The sequence below is a fragment of the Bradyrhizobium brasilense genome, assembly GCF_029714345.1.
GTDB lineage: Bacteria > Pseudomonadota > Alphaproteobacteria > Rhizobiales > Xanthobacteraceae > Bradyrhizobium > Bradyrhizobium australafricanum.
The window spans coordinates 5,470,432-5,483,777 of record NZ_CP121669.1 but is presented as its reverse complement, the minus strand read 5'-3'; the positions used below and the strand labels follow the sequence as shown (position 1 = coordinate 5,483,777).

At 65.6% G+C, this 13,346-nt stretch carries 11 protein-coding genes and 1 pseudogene; 9 read left to right on the top strand and 3 right to left on the bottom strand.

Annotated features, from left to right (window positions below):
- Positions 1 to 84: 84 nt before the first annotated feature.
- The 3 genes from gor to QA635_RS25880 all read left to right on the top strand — a co-directional run bounded on the left by gor (position 85) and on the right by QA635_RS25880 (position 2,564).
- On the top strand, positions 85 to 1,470 hold the full coding sequence (gene gor, locus QA635_RS25890) for a glutathione-disulfide reductase (protein ID WP_283062135.1): 1,386 nt from the start codon (positions 85 to 87) through the stop codon (positions 1,468 to 1,470).
- Positions 1,471 to 1,943: 473 nt separating this feature from the next.
- Positions 1,944 to 2,153, top strand: coding sequence for a DUF2934 domain-containing protein (locus tag QA635_RS25885; protein WP_092084379.1), 210 nt, complete (start codon positions 1,944 to 1,946; stop codon positions 2,151 to 2,153).
- Between the two features lie 57 nt (positions 2,154 to 2,210).
- Positions 2,211 to 2,564, top strand: a complete 354-nt coding sequence (locus QA635_RS25880) for a cupin domain-containing protein (protein ID WP_283062133.1) — start codon at positions 2,211 to 2,213, stop codon at positions 2,562 to 2,564.
- Positions 2,565 to 3,149: 585 nt separating this feature from the next.
- On the opposite strand, the pseudogene QA635_RS25875 reads toward QA635_RS25880, so the two are convergent.
- Positions 3,150 to 4,075 (bottom strand): annotated as a pseudogene (locus tag QA635_RS25875) (alpha/beta hydrolase family protein).
- A gap of 151 nt (positions 4,076 to 4,226) precedes the next feature.
- Here QA635_RS25875 and QA635_RS25870 point away from each other — a divergent pair.
- From QA635_RS25870 to QA635_RS25860, 3 genes are all read left to right on the top strand, one after another.
- Positions 4,227 to 5,615 carry a class II 3-deoxy-7-phosphoheptulonate synthase gene (locus QA635_RS25870; protein WP_028334252.1) on the top strand — a complete coding sequence of 463 codons (1,389 nt, stop codon included), beginning with the start codon at positions 4,227 to 4,229 and terminating at the stop codon, positions 5,613 to 5,615.
- A gap of 14 nt (positions 5,616 to 5,629) precedes the next feature.
- Positions 5,630 to 5,983 carry a diacylglycerol kinase gene (locus tag QA635_RS25865; protein WP_028334253.1) on the top strand — a complete coding sequence of 118 codons (354 nt, stop codon included), beginning with the start codon at positions 5,630 to 5,632 and terminating at the stop codon, positions 5,981 to 5,983.
- A 149-nt stretch (positions 5,984 to 6,132) separates the two neighbouring features.
- Entirely contained in the window at positions 6,133 to 7,884 is a 1,752-nt protein-coding gene (locus tag QA635_RS25860) for an NAD+ synthase (protein WP_283062129.1), read from the top strand.
- A gap of 8 nt (positions 7,885 to 7,892) precedes the next feature.
- Here the strand turns inward: QA635_RS25860 and QA635_RS25855 are convergent, their stop codons facing one another.
- Entirely contained in the window at positions 7,893 to 9,059 is a 1,167-nt protein-coding gene (locus QA635_RS25855) for a DUF2865 domain-containing protein (protein WP_425249051.1), read from the bottom strand.
- A 142-nt stretch (positions 9,060 to 9,201) separates the two neighbouring features.
- On the bottom strand, positions 9,202 to 9,525 hold the full coding sequence (locus QA635_RS25850) for a hypothetical protein (RefSeq protein ID WP_283062125.1): 324 nt from the start codon (positions 9,523 to 9,525) through the stop codon (positions 9,202 to 9,204).
- Positions 9,526 to 9,819: 294 nt separating this feature from the next.
- Here QA635_RS25850 and cysS point away from each other — a divergent pair, with 294 nt between their 5' ends.
- Genes cysS through cimA form a run of 3 tightly spaced genes read left to right on the top strand, consistent with a single transcriptional unit; the run spans position 9,820 to position 13,333 of the window.
- The gene (cysS, locus tag QA635_RS25845; RefSeq protein ID WP_283062123.1) at positions 9,820 to 11,235 is read left to right on the top strand and encodes a cysteine--tRNA ligase; all 1,416 of its coding nucleotides are present in this window, start codon (positions 9,820 to 9,822) and stop codon (positions 11,233 to 11,235) included.
- On the top strand, positions 11,232 to 11,738 hold the full coding sequence (locus tag QA635_RS25840; protein ID WP_168859235.1) for a GNAT family N-acetyltransferase: 507 nt from the start codon (positions 11,232 to 11,234) through the stop codon (positions 11,736 to 11,738). Before cysS ends, QA635_RS25840 begins: the two co-directional genes overlap by 4 nt.
- Positions 11,735 to 13,333, top strand: coding sequence for a citramalate synthase (gene cimA, locus QA635_RS25835; RefSeq protein ID WP_283062121.1), 1,599 nt, complete (start codon positions 11,735 to 11,737; stop codon positions 13,331 to 13,333). The genes QA635_RS25840 and cimA overlap by 4 nt, the downstream gene beginning before the upstream one ends.
- Positions 13,334 to 13,346 lie beyond the last annotated feature (13 nt).

The window sequence follows — 13,346 nt, the reverse complement described above, 5'->3', positions numbered from 1 at the left end:
ACGGCGGTGAAAGACTAGATGCCCTCAAGATGAGGGAAAGCAGTTGATCAAGCCGAATTCCGGCGATTAGAGCTGAGATTTACCATGGCCGAGTTTGACGTTGACCTGTTTGTCATCGGTGGTGGTTCGGGCGGCGTTCGTGCTGCCCGCATCGCCGCGGGTTACGGCGCGAAGGTCATGGTCGCCGAAGAGTACCGGATGGGCGGCACCTGCGTGATCCGCGGCTGCGTGCCGAAGAAGCTGTTCGTGATCGGCAGCCACGTCCACGACGAGATCGAGGACGCGGCCGGCTTCGGCTGGAGCATCGGGCAGGTCTCGTTCGACTGGGCCACTCTCGTCGCCAACAAGGACAAGGAGATCGCCCGGCTCGAGGGCGCCTACACCAGCAACGTCGAGAAGTCGGGCGCACGGATCGCGAAGACCCGCGCGGTGCTGGAGGATGCCCACACCATCAGACTCGCCACCGGCGAGAAGGTGACGGCGAAGTACATCCTGATCGCGACCGGCGGCGCGCCCAATCACGGACCGATCGTGCCCGGCATCGAGCACGTGATCTCCTCCAACGAGGCGTTTCACCTCAAGGAGCTGCCGAAGCGGATCGTGATCCAGGGCGGCGGCTACATCGCGCTGGAATTCGCCGGCATCTTCGCCGGCTTCGGCTCAGACGTCACGGTGATCTATCGCGGCGACAACATCCTGCGCGGTTTCGACGAGGACGTGCGCAAGCATGTCCGCGCCGAGATGGAGAAGCGCGGCATCACCATCATCACCGGCTGCACGGTGGCGAAGATCGACAAGCACGGCCGTGACTTCACCACGCATCTGTCGAGCGGCTCGAGCATCGCCTCCGACCAGGTGATGTTCGCGATCGGCCGGCATCCCAATGTCGCCAATCTCGGGCTCGAGACCGCCGGCGTCGCCATCAATCCCGCCAATGGCGGCATCCAGGTCGACGGCTGGTCGAAGACCTCGGTCGACAACATCTACGCGGTCGGCGACGTCACCCACCGCACCAATCTGACGCCGGTTGCGATCCGCGAGGGCCATGCCTTCGCCGACACGGTGTTCGGCAAGCGCCCGGTCGAGGTCGACCACGCCACGATCCCGACCGCGGTGTTCTCGCAGCCGGAGGTCGGCACCGTCGGACTCACGGAAGAGGAGGCGCGGGCGCAGTTCAGCCACGTCGACATCTACAAGACCGATTTCCGCCCGATCAAGGCGACGATGTCCGGCCGCGACACCCGCGTGCTGATGAAGCTCGTGGTCGACGGCGCGAGCGACCGCGTGCTCGGCTGTCACATCGTCGGCGATGGCGCCGCCGAAATCACCCAAGCCGTCGCGATCGCCGTCAAGATGAAGGCGACCAAGGCCGATTTCGACGCTACCATCGCGCTGCATCCGACCGCTTCCGAAGAGCTGGTGACGATGCGGACGCCCACCGCGCGCCACGTGCGCCAGGCGGCGGAGTAGCGGTAGCCCGCAGGCCGGCGCTGCCGTCCTGGTGTTCTCCTGGCGATGGGGAACGGGGAATGAGCCCTGCCTGACAGCCCAACGCCGCCCGCTTAAAATACATGCGGACGGCGCTGTCTCTAGCCCCAGGAAGGTTGGCAAAATCCTGATGAGTTTTTGTCTGCGGAAGCGGGGCAAAGGTTTCATACCTCAGAAGGGGTAGCGCGCCTCCGCAAGACCGGCGCCGACGGCCGCGCTTCGTGCCCGGGAATTAGGGCACCCTTGTTGACATGCACATCCACCCGGGACTTTTCCTCAGGGCCGCTTCGCGCGCTCAAATCGAACGCGGTTTCCGGCGAATGGTCTGCGCAACGGCGCTTGTGCACAGGCGATGCGCCATCGGCGCGCGGCCGTCTCGCGCACCCTGGAACCTTGCGCTATGCTGTCCGTTCCACTCTCAAACAGTTTGATGTCTCAAATTGAGGGAGCCGCGCATGAGAGGCCCAACCGAGCAGGAGATCCGGACCCGCGCCTACGAATTATGGAAGGACGCCGGCGAGCCGCCGGGCAAGATGGATCAGCTCTGGTATCAGGCCGAAAAGGAACTGCTGGCGCGGCGGGCCACCAACGGCGAAGCGCCTTGCGACATCAATAGGCACAATGGGCCGAGTGCGTATCCGGAGAGGCTAAGGGGCGTGCATTGAGTGCGTCGCACGGCTGAGCTAACGAGTCCGGCAGGCTGGCCCGGACCCGGAGGCATCATGAGCGGCGCGATCGATCTTTCGCAGAAACTGTCGACAACCTCCGATCACTGGTCGCCGCGCACCGTGGCGCAATTCAACGCCTGCGACGTCATGGTGGTGAAGGTGCAGGGCGAGTTCGTCTGGCACAAGCATGATGACACCGACGACTTCTTCCTCGTCCTGAAAGGCATCCTCGACATCGAGCTGCGCGACCGCACCGTGACGCTAACGCCCGGCCAGATGTACATCGTGCCGAAAGGCGTCGAGCATCGCCCCGTCGCGCGGGAAGAGGTGCATCTGCTGCTGATCGAGCCGACCGGGACACCGAACACGGGCGATGCTGCGACGGCGGCGCCGCGGAAGGTGGTGTGAGGCTGGCAGGATGGGTGGAGCGAAGCGATACCCATCATCTTGACCGCGAATCCGAGTTTGAAGAGCAAAGCTCGCGCGATTCATGTCGCGAGAATGCGAAATTATGACTCACCAGCAGCGCAATATATGCGGCGTCGTCCCTGCGAAAGCAGGGACCCATAGCCGCCGACGTCAGTTGGCTTGCTGCGCTGGAGCCACAACCCGTTTCAACAACAAAGCCCTGTGGTTATGGGTCCCTGCTTTCGCAGGGACGACGTGTGGAAAGAGCAGCAAGCTCTCATTCTCTTTGGTGTCATCCCCCGCGCATGCGGACGATCCAGTACGCCGCGGCCTCTCGGTTCAAGCACCAGCGTCTCTGGAATACCGGATCGCCGGTCGAGGCGGACGATGACCGCGAGATGAGCTACGCATCAGGTGCATCGTATCGTGCGAGAACCATCCTCATCGTCGTCCTGGCGCAGGCCAGGACCCATTACCCCAAATCTCAATTGTTGCGCGGCGCCGGAACGACGAGTCCCGACGACAACAAAGGCCGCGGCGTATGGGTCCCTGCTTTCGCAGGGACGACGCCGGAGAGTGCTGCGCTTACCCCTCCGCCTCAATCCACTCCGCGGCGCCGCGCCACAGCGCATCGCGGTGTTCGCTGCGGAAGAAGCCGAGATGGCCGATCGCTTTTGCGCCGGCGTCGGCGGGGCGGATCGAGATGATCTCGGGCGTGGTCGACGTGAAGGCGGAGCACAGCAATTCGACGGCCGGCCGCGTCGCCCAGGTGTCGTCGGTCATGACAAGCGCGCGGAGCTTGCCCTTGAACTTCGGAAAATTGTCGCGCGCCGTCAGCGTGGCATCATCGAGCAGATAGCGCTCCCGCATCACCCAGCTCCGCCATTGCTCGAACGCGCCCCTCGGCAGGTCCATGCCGAGGCCGCCCAGGCGGGGAGGTAGCCGAGCGTGCGCGCCAGCGGCAGGCCGACGCCGTTCATGAAGGCGACGACGCGGTAGCGCTCGGGCGAGGCCATCAGCTTCCAATAGGCAGCCTGCGATGCGATCAGGAGCGCGCGCGGGATCTCGGCATTGTTGGCCAACAGCCCGAGCGCCTGGCCGCCGAAGGAGTGGCCGACATAGGCGAAGGGGAGGTTGCGGTAGCGCTCGCGCATCCAGCTCACCGCCGCGGTGGCGTCGAGCGCGGCCCAGTCGGCCATTGTGGCCTTGAAGCCGGCCAGCGATTTCGGCTTGTTGAGGCCGGTCGCCGCCATCGGCCGGCTATCGCCGGTGCCGCGGTAGTCGTAGGTCAGCACCGCCGCGCCGCGGCGGGCGAGGTAGCCGGCAAAGCCGCGATAGACCTTGCGGGGCACGGCGGTCGCCGAATTGATCAGGACAGCGTGGCGCCGGGTGCCGCGCGGCAGGAACAGCGTCGCGGCGAGCGGATAGCCATCTGCGGCCGGCACGACGATGTCGTCGCTAAAAACGTCGTCCAGCGCGGCGGAGGCCACGGCGATTTCCCCGGCATTCATGCTATGCTCTACCAAATGCGAATTCGGATTTCCCTGCAAGGGCTTGACCAGATTGCAGGAATCCTTCTAGCGGGAGAGCGGGGCCCTGTGTATAAGCCGGGCTTTCGTCATGCCGTGATTAAGTTGCGGTTTTTGCTCAGGAGTTGACCTCATGTCCGAGCGGTGGACACCCGATAGCTGGCGCGCCAAGAAGGTGCTGCAGGTGCCCGATTATCCCGATGCCAAGGCATTGGCCGATGTCGAGGCCCAGCTGGCGACTTTTCCGCCGCTGGTGTTCGCGGGCGAGGCGCGCAGCCTGAAGAAGGCGCTGGGGCGGGTCGCCGCCGGCGAGGCCTTCCTGCTGCAGGGCGGCGACTGCGCCGAGAGCTTTGCCGAGCACGGCGCCAACAACATCCGCGACTTCTTCCGCGTCCTGTTGCAGATGGCGGTCGTGCTGACCTATGCCGGCGCGCTGCCGGTGGTGAAGGTCGGCCGCATCGCCGGCCAGTTCGCCAAGCCGCGCTCGTCGCCGACCGAGAAGCAGGGCGACGTCGAGCTGCCGAGCTATCGCGGCGACATCGTCAACGACATCGCCTTCACCCCGGAAGCGCGCATTCCCGATCCGCAGCGCCAGCTGATGGCTTATCGGCAATCCGCGGCGACGCTGAACCTGCTGCGCGCGTTCGCCACCGGTGGTTTCGCCAATCTCGGCAGCGTGCATCAGTGGATGCTCGGCTTCCTGAAGGATTCGCCGCAATCACGCCGCTACAAGGAGCTGGCCGACCGTATCTCGGATGCGCTGAACTTCATGCGCGCCTGCGGCCTCGACCTCGAGAGCCATCCCGAGCTGCGCGCCACGGATTTCTACACCAGCCACGAGGCGCTGCTGCTCGGCTACGAGCAGGCGATGACGCGGGTCGATTCCACCACCGGCGACTGGTACGCGACCTCCGGCCACATGATCTGGATCGGCGACCGAACCCGTCAGCTCGATCACGGCCATGTCGAATATTTCCGCGGCATCAAGAACCCGATCGGCCTGAAATGCGGCCCGTCGCTGAAGCCGGACGAACTGTTGAAGCTGATCGACATCCTCAATCCCGACGATGAGCCGGGGCGCCTGACCCTGATCAACCGGTTCGGCGCCGACAAGGTCGGCGACCATCTGCCAGGCCTGATCCGCGCCGTGCAGCGGGAAGGGCGCAAGGTGGTGTGGTCGTGCGATCCGATGCACGGCAACACCATCACCTCGACCTCGGGCTACAAGACGCGGCCGTTCGATCGCGTGCTGTCGGAAGTGCGGTCGTTCTTCCAGATCCACGCTGCTGAAGGCACCCATGCCGGCGGCGTGCACCTGGAGATGACCGGACAGGACGTCACCGAATGCATCGGCGGCGCGCGCGCCATCACCGATGAGGACCTCAACGACCGCTACCACACGGTCTGCGATCCCCGTCTTAATGCCGAACAGTCGATCGACATGGCCTTCCTGATCGCCGAACTCCTGAAGCAGGAGCGCGCCGGCAAGGTCAAACCGATGCCGGCCGCCGCAGGGTTGTGACTTGGGGGCGTGACTTGCTGAGGTTCTGGCGAGCCACCATCAACTCGCGCAACGGGCTGGCATTCGCCATTCGCTCGGAGCAGGCGATTCGCGAGGAGGTGGTGGCGCTGGCGCTGTCGCTGCCGCTGGCCTGGCTGGTCGGCGCCACCGTGATGCGCCGGGTCGAATTGGTCGCGACCGTGGTGCTGGTGCTCGTCATCGAGCTGCTCAACACCGCGATCGAGAAACTCGCCGATCGGCTGACCATGGATCACGATCCGCAAATCGGGCGGGTCAAGGACATGGGCTCGGCCGCGGTCGGCGTCGCACTCGTCATGGCCGGCCTGTTCTGGCTGTTCGCCCTCGCCGAACGCATGGGCGCGTTCTGATTCCCGAGCATGATCCGGAAACGTGGGAACCGGTTTTCCGATCAGATCATGCTCAAAAGAAGCTCCCGCCGGTCATGGTGCGATTTCTGCAATCGCACCATGACCGGAAGGTGATTGAAGTTTGCTGTTGTGCAGGACAACTTAAGCGTATGAGCGAACAACAGATCAAGATTAGCCTGGCGCAACTCAATCCGACGGTCGGTGACGTCACCGGCAACGCCGCGAGGGCGCGCGCCGCGCGCGAGAAAGCCAAGGCCGACGGCGCCGACCTCGTGGTGCTGTCGGAACTGTTCATCGCCGGCTACCCGCCGGAGGATCTGGTGCTCAAGCCGGCGTTCCAGTCGGCCTGCCGCGCCGCGATCGAGGAACTGGCGCGCGAGACCAGGGATGGTGGCCCAGCGATGCTGATCGGCACGCCGTGGGTCGAGGACGGCAAGCTCTACAATGCCTGCGCGCTGCTCGACGGCGGCCGCATCGCCGCGCTGCGCTTCAAGGCCAATCTGCCGAATTACGGCGTGTTCGACGAGAAGCGGCTGTTCGCGCGCGGCCCGGCGCCGGGCCCGGTGACGGTGCGCGGCGTGCGTATCGGCGTGCCGATCTGCGAGGACATCTGGCTCGAGGAGTCCGAAGAATACGAGAACGTCGTCGAATGTCTCGCCGAGACCGGCGCCGAGATTCTCGTGGTGCCGAACGGCTCGCCCTATGCCCGCGACAAGGCCGACCTCAGGCTGTCGATCGTCGTCGCGCGCGTCACTGAGAGCGGGCTGCCGCTGGTCTATCTCAACGAGGTCGGCGGCCAGGACGAACTGATCTTCGACGGCGCCTCGTTCGCGCTGAATGCCGATCTTTCCGTCGCGGCGCAGCTTCCGGCGTTCGAGGAGAACATCACGACGCTGATCTGGCGCAAGACCGCCGACGGCTGGCGCTGCAACGGGCCGATCACGGCGCAGCTCGAGGGCGACAAGGCCGATTACGCGGCCTGCGTGCTCGGTCTGCGCGACTATGTCCGCAAGAACGGTTTTCCCGGCGTGCTGCTCGGCGTCTCCGGCGGCATCGACTCGGCGCTGTGCGCGGCGATCGCGGTCGATGCGCTCGGCGCCGACAAGGTGCGCGGCGTGATGCTGCCGTTCCGCTACACCGCGCAGGTGTCGCTCGACGATGCCGCCAAGCTCGCCGCGGCGCTCGGCATCCGCTACGAGATCCTGCCGATCGCCGATGCCGTGAACGGCTTCGAGACGATTCTGGCGCCGGTGTTCAAGGGGCTGGACCGCGACATCACCGAGGAGAATTTGCAGGCGCGCGCCCGCGGCACGCTGTTGATGGCGATCTCCAACAAGACCGGCGCCATGGTGGTGACCACCGGCAACAAGTCGGAGATGTCGGTCGGCTATGCCACGCTGTACGGCGACATGAACGGCGGCTTCAATCCGATCAAGGACATCTACAAGACCGAGGTGTTCCGCCTGTCGAGCCTGCGCAATGGCTGGAAGCCGGACGGCGCACTCGGCCCGTCAGGCGAGGTGATCCCGGTCAACATCATCATCCGGCCGCCGACCGCCGAGTTGCGCGAGAACCAGACCGACCAGGATTCGCTGCCGCCCTACGAGGTGCTGGACGCGATCCTCGAACGGCTGGTGGAGCGCGAAGAGCCGCTGGCGACCATCATCGAAGCCGGCTTCGACCGCGACGTGGTGGCCCGGGTCGATCGCCTGCTCAACATCGCCGAATACAAGCGGCGGCAGGCGGCGCCGGGGGTGAAGGTGACGCGGAAGAATTTCGGCCGCGACCGCCGCTATCCCATCACCAACCGCTTCCGCGATTTCGGCAAGGCGCTGCCGGCGCCCGACGAGACGCTGGTGGCGCGCACCTCGCGCGCGTCGGCGGAAGCGTTCGAGGGCTGAACTCTTCTTTACCGCTTGGGAATGAAGGTCGGGCCGACGGTGCGGATCTGGCCGTCGCTCGCCGGCGCGGCCGGTGCCGCGGCGTCAGCGGCGGCGGGCTGCTGTTGAGCTGCGGCTGCGGGCGCGCCCTTCTTGCCGGCGGCGGCCTTGGTCTGGGCGCGCTGCTGCATCTTCCGCGCGCTCTCCTCGGTGACGATGATGTCACCCTGCTGCTCGGCGGACGCCTTGTCGTCGACCGCCTTCAGCGCCTCGGCCCAGCTCTGGCCGGCCGGCTTGCACGAGCAGGACGGATTGAACTCGGTGCGGTACTTGAAGGCGTTCGGCAGCGACGAGTAGGACACGCCGCTGATCGAGACCGCCTGGTTGATGTCCTCGCCGGGATTTCGGTAGGTGAACAGGCTGGCATCCGCGGCAGGGCACTGCGCCTTGCAGATCTGCTCGTCGGCGGCGAAGCGCGCCTGCACCGTCGCGAACGAGATCGGGAAATAGGCGCCGTCGCAGGTGCGGACGCAGACGGTGCGGAAGGTGCCGGACTGGGCGCCATACTGCGCGTCAGGCGGGGGCAGCGGATTGTTGGGATTGCCGCCACCACCGCCGCCGAACAGGTTCTCGAGGAAGTTGCCGGGGCCACGCGCGGCCGCGGCATATTGCGGGCCGCAATTATTCTGCGCCAGCGCGGTCAGGACCGAGCGACGCTGGTTCTCGCGGTCGGCGCCGCCGAGCCCGCCGGAACGCAGCCGCTCGAGATTGGCGGTGATCTGGTCGAGATTGGCGCGCATCTGCTGGATCTGGGTGTTGACCGGACCGCACTGCGCCGAATTGTTATTGAAGAGCGAGAAGAACCCGGAGCTGTCGCAGCCCATGCGCCGGGCCTGCGCCGTCACGCGATCGAGCTCACCCTGCTGCCGGGTTGCCGCGTCCTGATAGCGGCGGATCTGCTCGTCCTTGGCCGGGTCGCCGGAGCCGCCGCCGCGGTCGATCGCCGCCAGCTGGCCTTCGAGCCGGCCGCACATCGGATTGGCCTGCGGATTGGGCTGTGGCGCGGCTTGCGGAGCCGGACCGGGCGGGCCGGGCGGCACTTGCGCCAAGGCATGCATGGCGGGCAGGGACATACCGGCCAGCACGGCGCAACTCAGAAACCAGCGGGAGAAGCGAGAACGGGAGCTATTGGGCATATCCGGCCATTAAAACGACGCCGCGCGGCGATCAACGCCAAAGCGCGCGGCAAGGCCGCTGCAATAGCCGTTTCTCGGGGCAGCGTCACGTCGTTTCCGGGGCGCCGGTGTGGCAATAACCCCGTCTGGCCAGCGGCTTGGCTCAGCGCTGGCAGGTGATGGCGACGAATTCACCACAGCTGTTGCCGTTGCATTTTTCATTCGCGGCGTGCGGAACCGCGCCGGTGATCTCGTCGGGATCGACGCGGCGGTAATTGGTGGCCTGCACAAAATCGCGTGAGCGGCAGTAGGCGCGGGCGGCGGAGGCACCGCAGCGGTCGCCGCGGGCGAGGCACTGGTCGATGCCGTAGCCGTCCGCCTGGTTGGCGACGATGAAGACGCGGCTGTCGGCCAGCGCGGCCGAGGAAACAAGGAAGGACGGAGCAAGAAAGAGCGTGCAGGCAATCAATGCTGAAACAGGCCGCATGGTGCACCAGTGAAAATGGCAGGGAATCCGCAAGCGACCGGATACGCCCAAATCCTTAATAATGATTAACCATGAGGGCGTTGACGTGCTTTCGGTGCGGGGCGGGTGTCAAACCGCCCGAAAACAGCCCCTTGACGCAATAATGGGGCCATGAGACATGGTGGAACCATGAACGGCCACCTCGCCATCTGCAGCATTTGCCGCGAGATTATGAGCTAGCGATTCGCTGGCTGAGGCCGTCTTTTCTCAACACATGAGAGCATTGGACCGCCCGGCCGCAAGGGAACGGTTTCCATGGATTTGCGCCTCTACGATACGTTGACACGGGAGAAGCGGCCGTTTGTGCCGCTCGATGCCGACAACGTCCGCATGTACGCCTGCGGACCGACGGTCTACGACTTCGCCCATATCGGCAACGGCCGCGCCGCCATCGTTTTCGACGTGCTGTTTCGCCTGCTGCGCCATCGCTATGGCGCTGACCACGTGACCTATGTCCGCAACATCACCGACGTCGACGACAAGATCAATGTCCGCGCCGCGCGGGATTATCCCGGCGTGCCGCTGAACGAGGCGATCCGCAAGGTCACCGAGCAGACCTATCAGCAGTATCAGGACGACGTCACCGCGCTCGGCTGCTTGCCGCCGACCGTGCAGCCGCGCGCCACCGAGCATATCCCGGAGATGCGCGCAATCATCGAGAAGCTGGTCGCCGGTGGCTTTGCCTATGTCGCCGAGGATCACGTGCTGTTCTCGCCGCAGGCGATGAACGCGGCCAATTCGATGCTGCCGCGTTACGGCGCGCTGTCGAAGCGTTCGCTCGACGAGATGATCGCCGGCGCCCGGGTCGATGTCGCACCCTACAAGCGCGACAACACCGACTTCGTGCTGTGGAAGCCGTCGAAGCCGGGCGAGCCGTCATGGCCGTCGCCCGCCGGCATCGGGGTCGAGGGCCGGCCCGGCTGGCACATCGAGTGCTCGGCAATGGCCTGGAAGCATCTCGGCGAGAGGTTCGACATCCATGGCGGCGGCATCGACCTGGTGTTCCCGCACCATGAGAACGAGCTCGCCCAGACCTGCTGCGCGTTCCACTCCGACCGCATGGCCAATGTCTGGATGCACAACGGCTTCCTGCAGATCGAAAGCGAGAAGATGTCGAAGTCGCTCGGCAACTTCTTCACGATCCGCGATCTCTTGGCCGATTGGCCCGGCGAGGTGCTGCGGCTTGCCATGCTGAAGACGCATTATCGTTCGCCGCTCGACTGGACCGCCAAGGCCACCGAGGAGGCCGCGAAGACACTCGACGACTGGTACGCGGTCGCGGCCGACGCCGAGCCCGGCGCGCCGTCGCCAGCGATGGTCGAGGCGCTCTACGACGACCTCAACACGGCGCAGGCGATGGCAGTGCTGCACGGCCTGCGCGGCGCTGCGTCGAGCAGCGAGCAGAGCCGCAGGGAGTTTGCCGGCTCGCTCCGGCTGCTCGGCTTCCTGTCGGAGAGCGCGGCCGCGTGGGAGGCCCGCAAGCAGCAGGCGAGCGGTGTCGATGCCGCCGCGGTGGAAGCACTGATCGCCGAGCGCACTGCGGCGCGGGCCCGCAAGGACTTCAAGGAATCCGATCGGATCCGTGATCAGCTCGCCGCGATGGGCGTGGCGATCAAGGACGGAAAGGATGCCGAAGGAAAGCCGATCACCACCTGGGAGGTCGCGCGATGAGCCGCTCCGCGCCCGCCTTGCGCCCGTATCTGCCCGACGACGCGCCGCTTCTGGCGGCGATCTTCGCGGCCTCGATCATGGACCTGACCGGCGACGACTACAGCGAGGCGCAGCAGGAAGCCTGGGCGATGGCCGCCGACGACGAGCAGGCTTTCGGCAAGAAGCTCGCCGGCCAGCTCACGCTGATCGCGACCTTGCAGGGCGCGCCGGTCGGTTTCGCTTCGCTGAAGGGCGCCGATCTCATCGACATGCTCTATGTGCATCCGAGCGCGGTCGGGCAGGGTGTCGGCAGCGCGCTGTGCGATGCGCTGGAGAAAATCGCGAGCGCCCGCGGCACCAAGACCCTGAAGGTCGATGCCAGCGACACCGCGCTGGAATTCTTCCGCAAGCGCGGCTACGTCGCTCAGCAGCGCAACTCTGTCACCATCAACGACGAGTGGCTCGCCAACACCACGATGCAGAAGCAGCTCGATGGTGTCGCGACCCCGGGAGGCCACGCGTGAGCCGCGAGCGCCTCTATCTGTTCGACACCACGCTGCGCGACGGCGCGCAGACCAATGGCGTCGACTTCACCCTGCAGGACAAGCAGGTGATATCAGGCATGCTCGACGCGCTCGGCATCGACTATGTCGAGGGCGGCTATCCCGGCGCCAATCCGACCGACACCGAGTTCTTCAGCAAGAAGCCTGCGTTCGACCACGCACGCTTCACCGCCTTCGGCATGACGCGGCGGCCGGGCCGCTCGGCGTCGAACGATCCCGGGCTTGCCGGCATCCTCGAGGCCAAGGCGGACGCGATCTGCTTCGTCGCGAAATCCTCCGCCTACCAGGTCCGCGTCGCGCTCGAGACCACGAATGAGGAGAACCTCGCCTCGATCCGCGATAGCGTCGCGGCCGCGAAGGCGCTCGGCCGCGAGGTGATGGTCGACTGCGAGCATTTCTTCGACGGCTACAAGGAGAACCGCGACTACGCGCTCGCCTGCGCCAAGGCGGCCTATCAGGCCGGCGCCCGCTGGGTGGTGCTGTGCGACACCAATGGCGGCACCATGCCGCATGAGATCGAGACCATCGTCGGCGAAGTCATCAAGCAGGTGCCCGGCGCCCATCTCGGCATCCACGCCCATAACGACACCGAGCAGGCGGTGGCGAATTCGCTCGCCGCGGTGCGGGCCGGCGCGCGGCAGATCCAGGGCACGCTCAACGGCCTCGGCGAGCGCTGCGGCAACGCCAACCTCTGCTCACTGATCCCGACCTTGAAGCTGAAGCAGGAGTTTGCCGACAAGTTCGAGATCGGCGTCACCACGGAGAAGCTGGCGACGCTGGTGAAGGTATCGCGCACGCTCGACGACATGCTGAACCGCGCGCCCAACCGTCATGCGGCCTATGTCGGCGAGAGCGCATTCGTCACCAAGACCGGCATCCATGCCTCGGCTGTCATGAAGGATCCGCAGACCTATGAGCACGTGCTGCCGGATTCCGTCGGCAATCACCGCAAGGTGCTGGTGTCCGATCAGGCCGGCCGCTCCAACGTGATGGCCGAGCTCGACCGTGCCGGCATCGCCTATGACAAGAGCGATCCGCGGCTGACGCGGCTGGTCGAGGAATTGAAGGAGCGCGAGGCCGCCGGCTTTGCCTATGAATCAGCCAACGCGTCGTTCGATCTCTTGGCGCGCCGCACGCTCGGCAAGGTGCCGGAATATTTCAAGGTCGAGCAGTTCGACGTCAATGTCGAGCAGCGCTACAACGCTAACGGCCAGCGCGTCACCGTGGCGCTCGCGGTGGTGAAGGTCGATGTCGACGGCGAGCGGCTGATCTCGGCCGCCGAAGGCAACGGCCCGGTCAACGCGCTCGACGTCGCGCTGCGCAAGGACCTCGGCAAGTACCAGAAATATATCGATGGCCTGAAGCTGATCGACTACCGCGTGCGTATCCTCAATGGCGGCACCGAGGCGGTCACGCGCGTCTTGATCGAGAGCGAGGACGAGACCGGCGAGAGCTGGACCACGGTCGGCGTCTCGCCCAACATCATCGACGCCTCGTTCCAGGCGCTGATGGATTCGGTGTTCTACAAGCTGGTGAAGTCAGGCGCGCAGGCGTGAGACTGTAGCCCGG

Excerpts from the sequence above, each read along its gene's own strand:
- cysS (WP_283062123.1), top strand. The coding sequence starts at position 9,820 with ATGGATTTGCGCCTCTACGATACGTTGACACGGGAGAAGCGGCCGTTT.
- QA635_RS25850 (WP_283062125.1), bottom strand. The coding sequence starts at position 9,525 with ATGCGGCCTGTTTCAGCATTGATTGCCTGCACGCTCTTTCTTGCTCCG.
- QA635_RS25855 (WP_425249051.1), bottom strand. The coding sequence starts at position 9,059 with ATGCCCAATAGCTCCCGTTCTCGCTTCTCCCGCTGGTTTCTGAGTTGC.
- QA635_RS25885 (WP_092084379.1), top strand. The coding sequence starts at position 1,944 with ATGAGAGGCCCAACCGAGCAGGAGATCCGGACCCGCGCCTACGAATTA.
- QA635_RS25870 (WP_028334252.1), top strand. The coding sequence starts at position 4,227 with ATGTCCGAGCGGTGGACACCCGATAGCTGGCGCGCCAAGAAGGTGCTG.
- gor (WP_283062135.1), top strand. The coding sequence starts at position 85 with ATGGCCGAGTTTGACGTTGACCTGTTTGTCATCGGTGGTGGTTCGGGC.
- QA635_RS25880 (WP_283062133.1), top strand. The coding sequence starts at position 2,211 with ATGAGCGGCGCGATCGATCTTTCGCAGAAACTGTCGACAACCTCCGAT.
- QA635_RS25840 (WP_168859235.1), top strand. The coding sequence starts at position 11,232 with ATGAGCCGCTCCGCGCCCGCCTTGCGCCCGTATCTGCCCGACGACGCG.
- QA635_RS25860 (WP_283062129.1), top strand. The coding sequence starts at position 6,133 with ATGAGCGAACAACAGATCAAGATTAGCCTGGCGCAACTCAATCCGACG.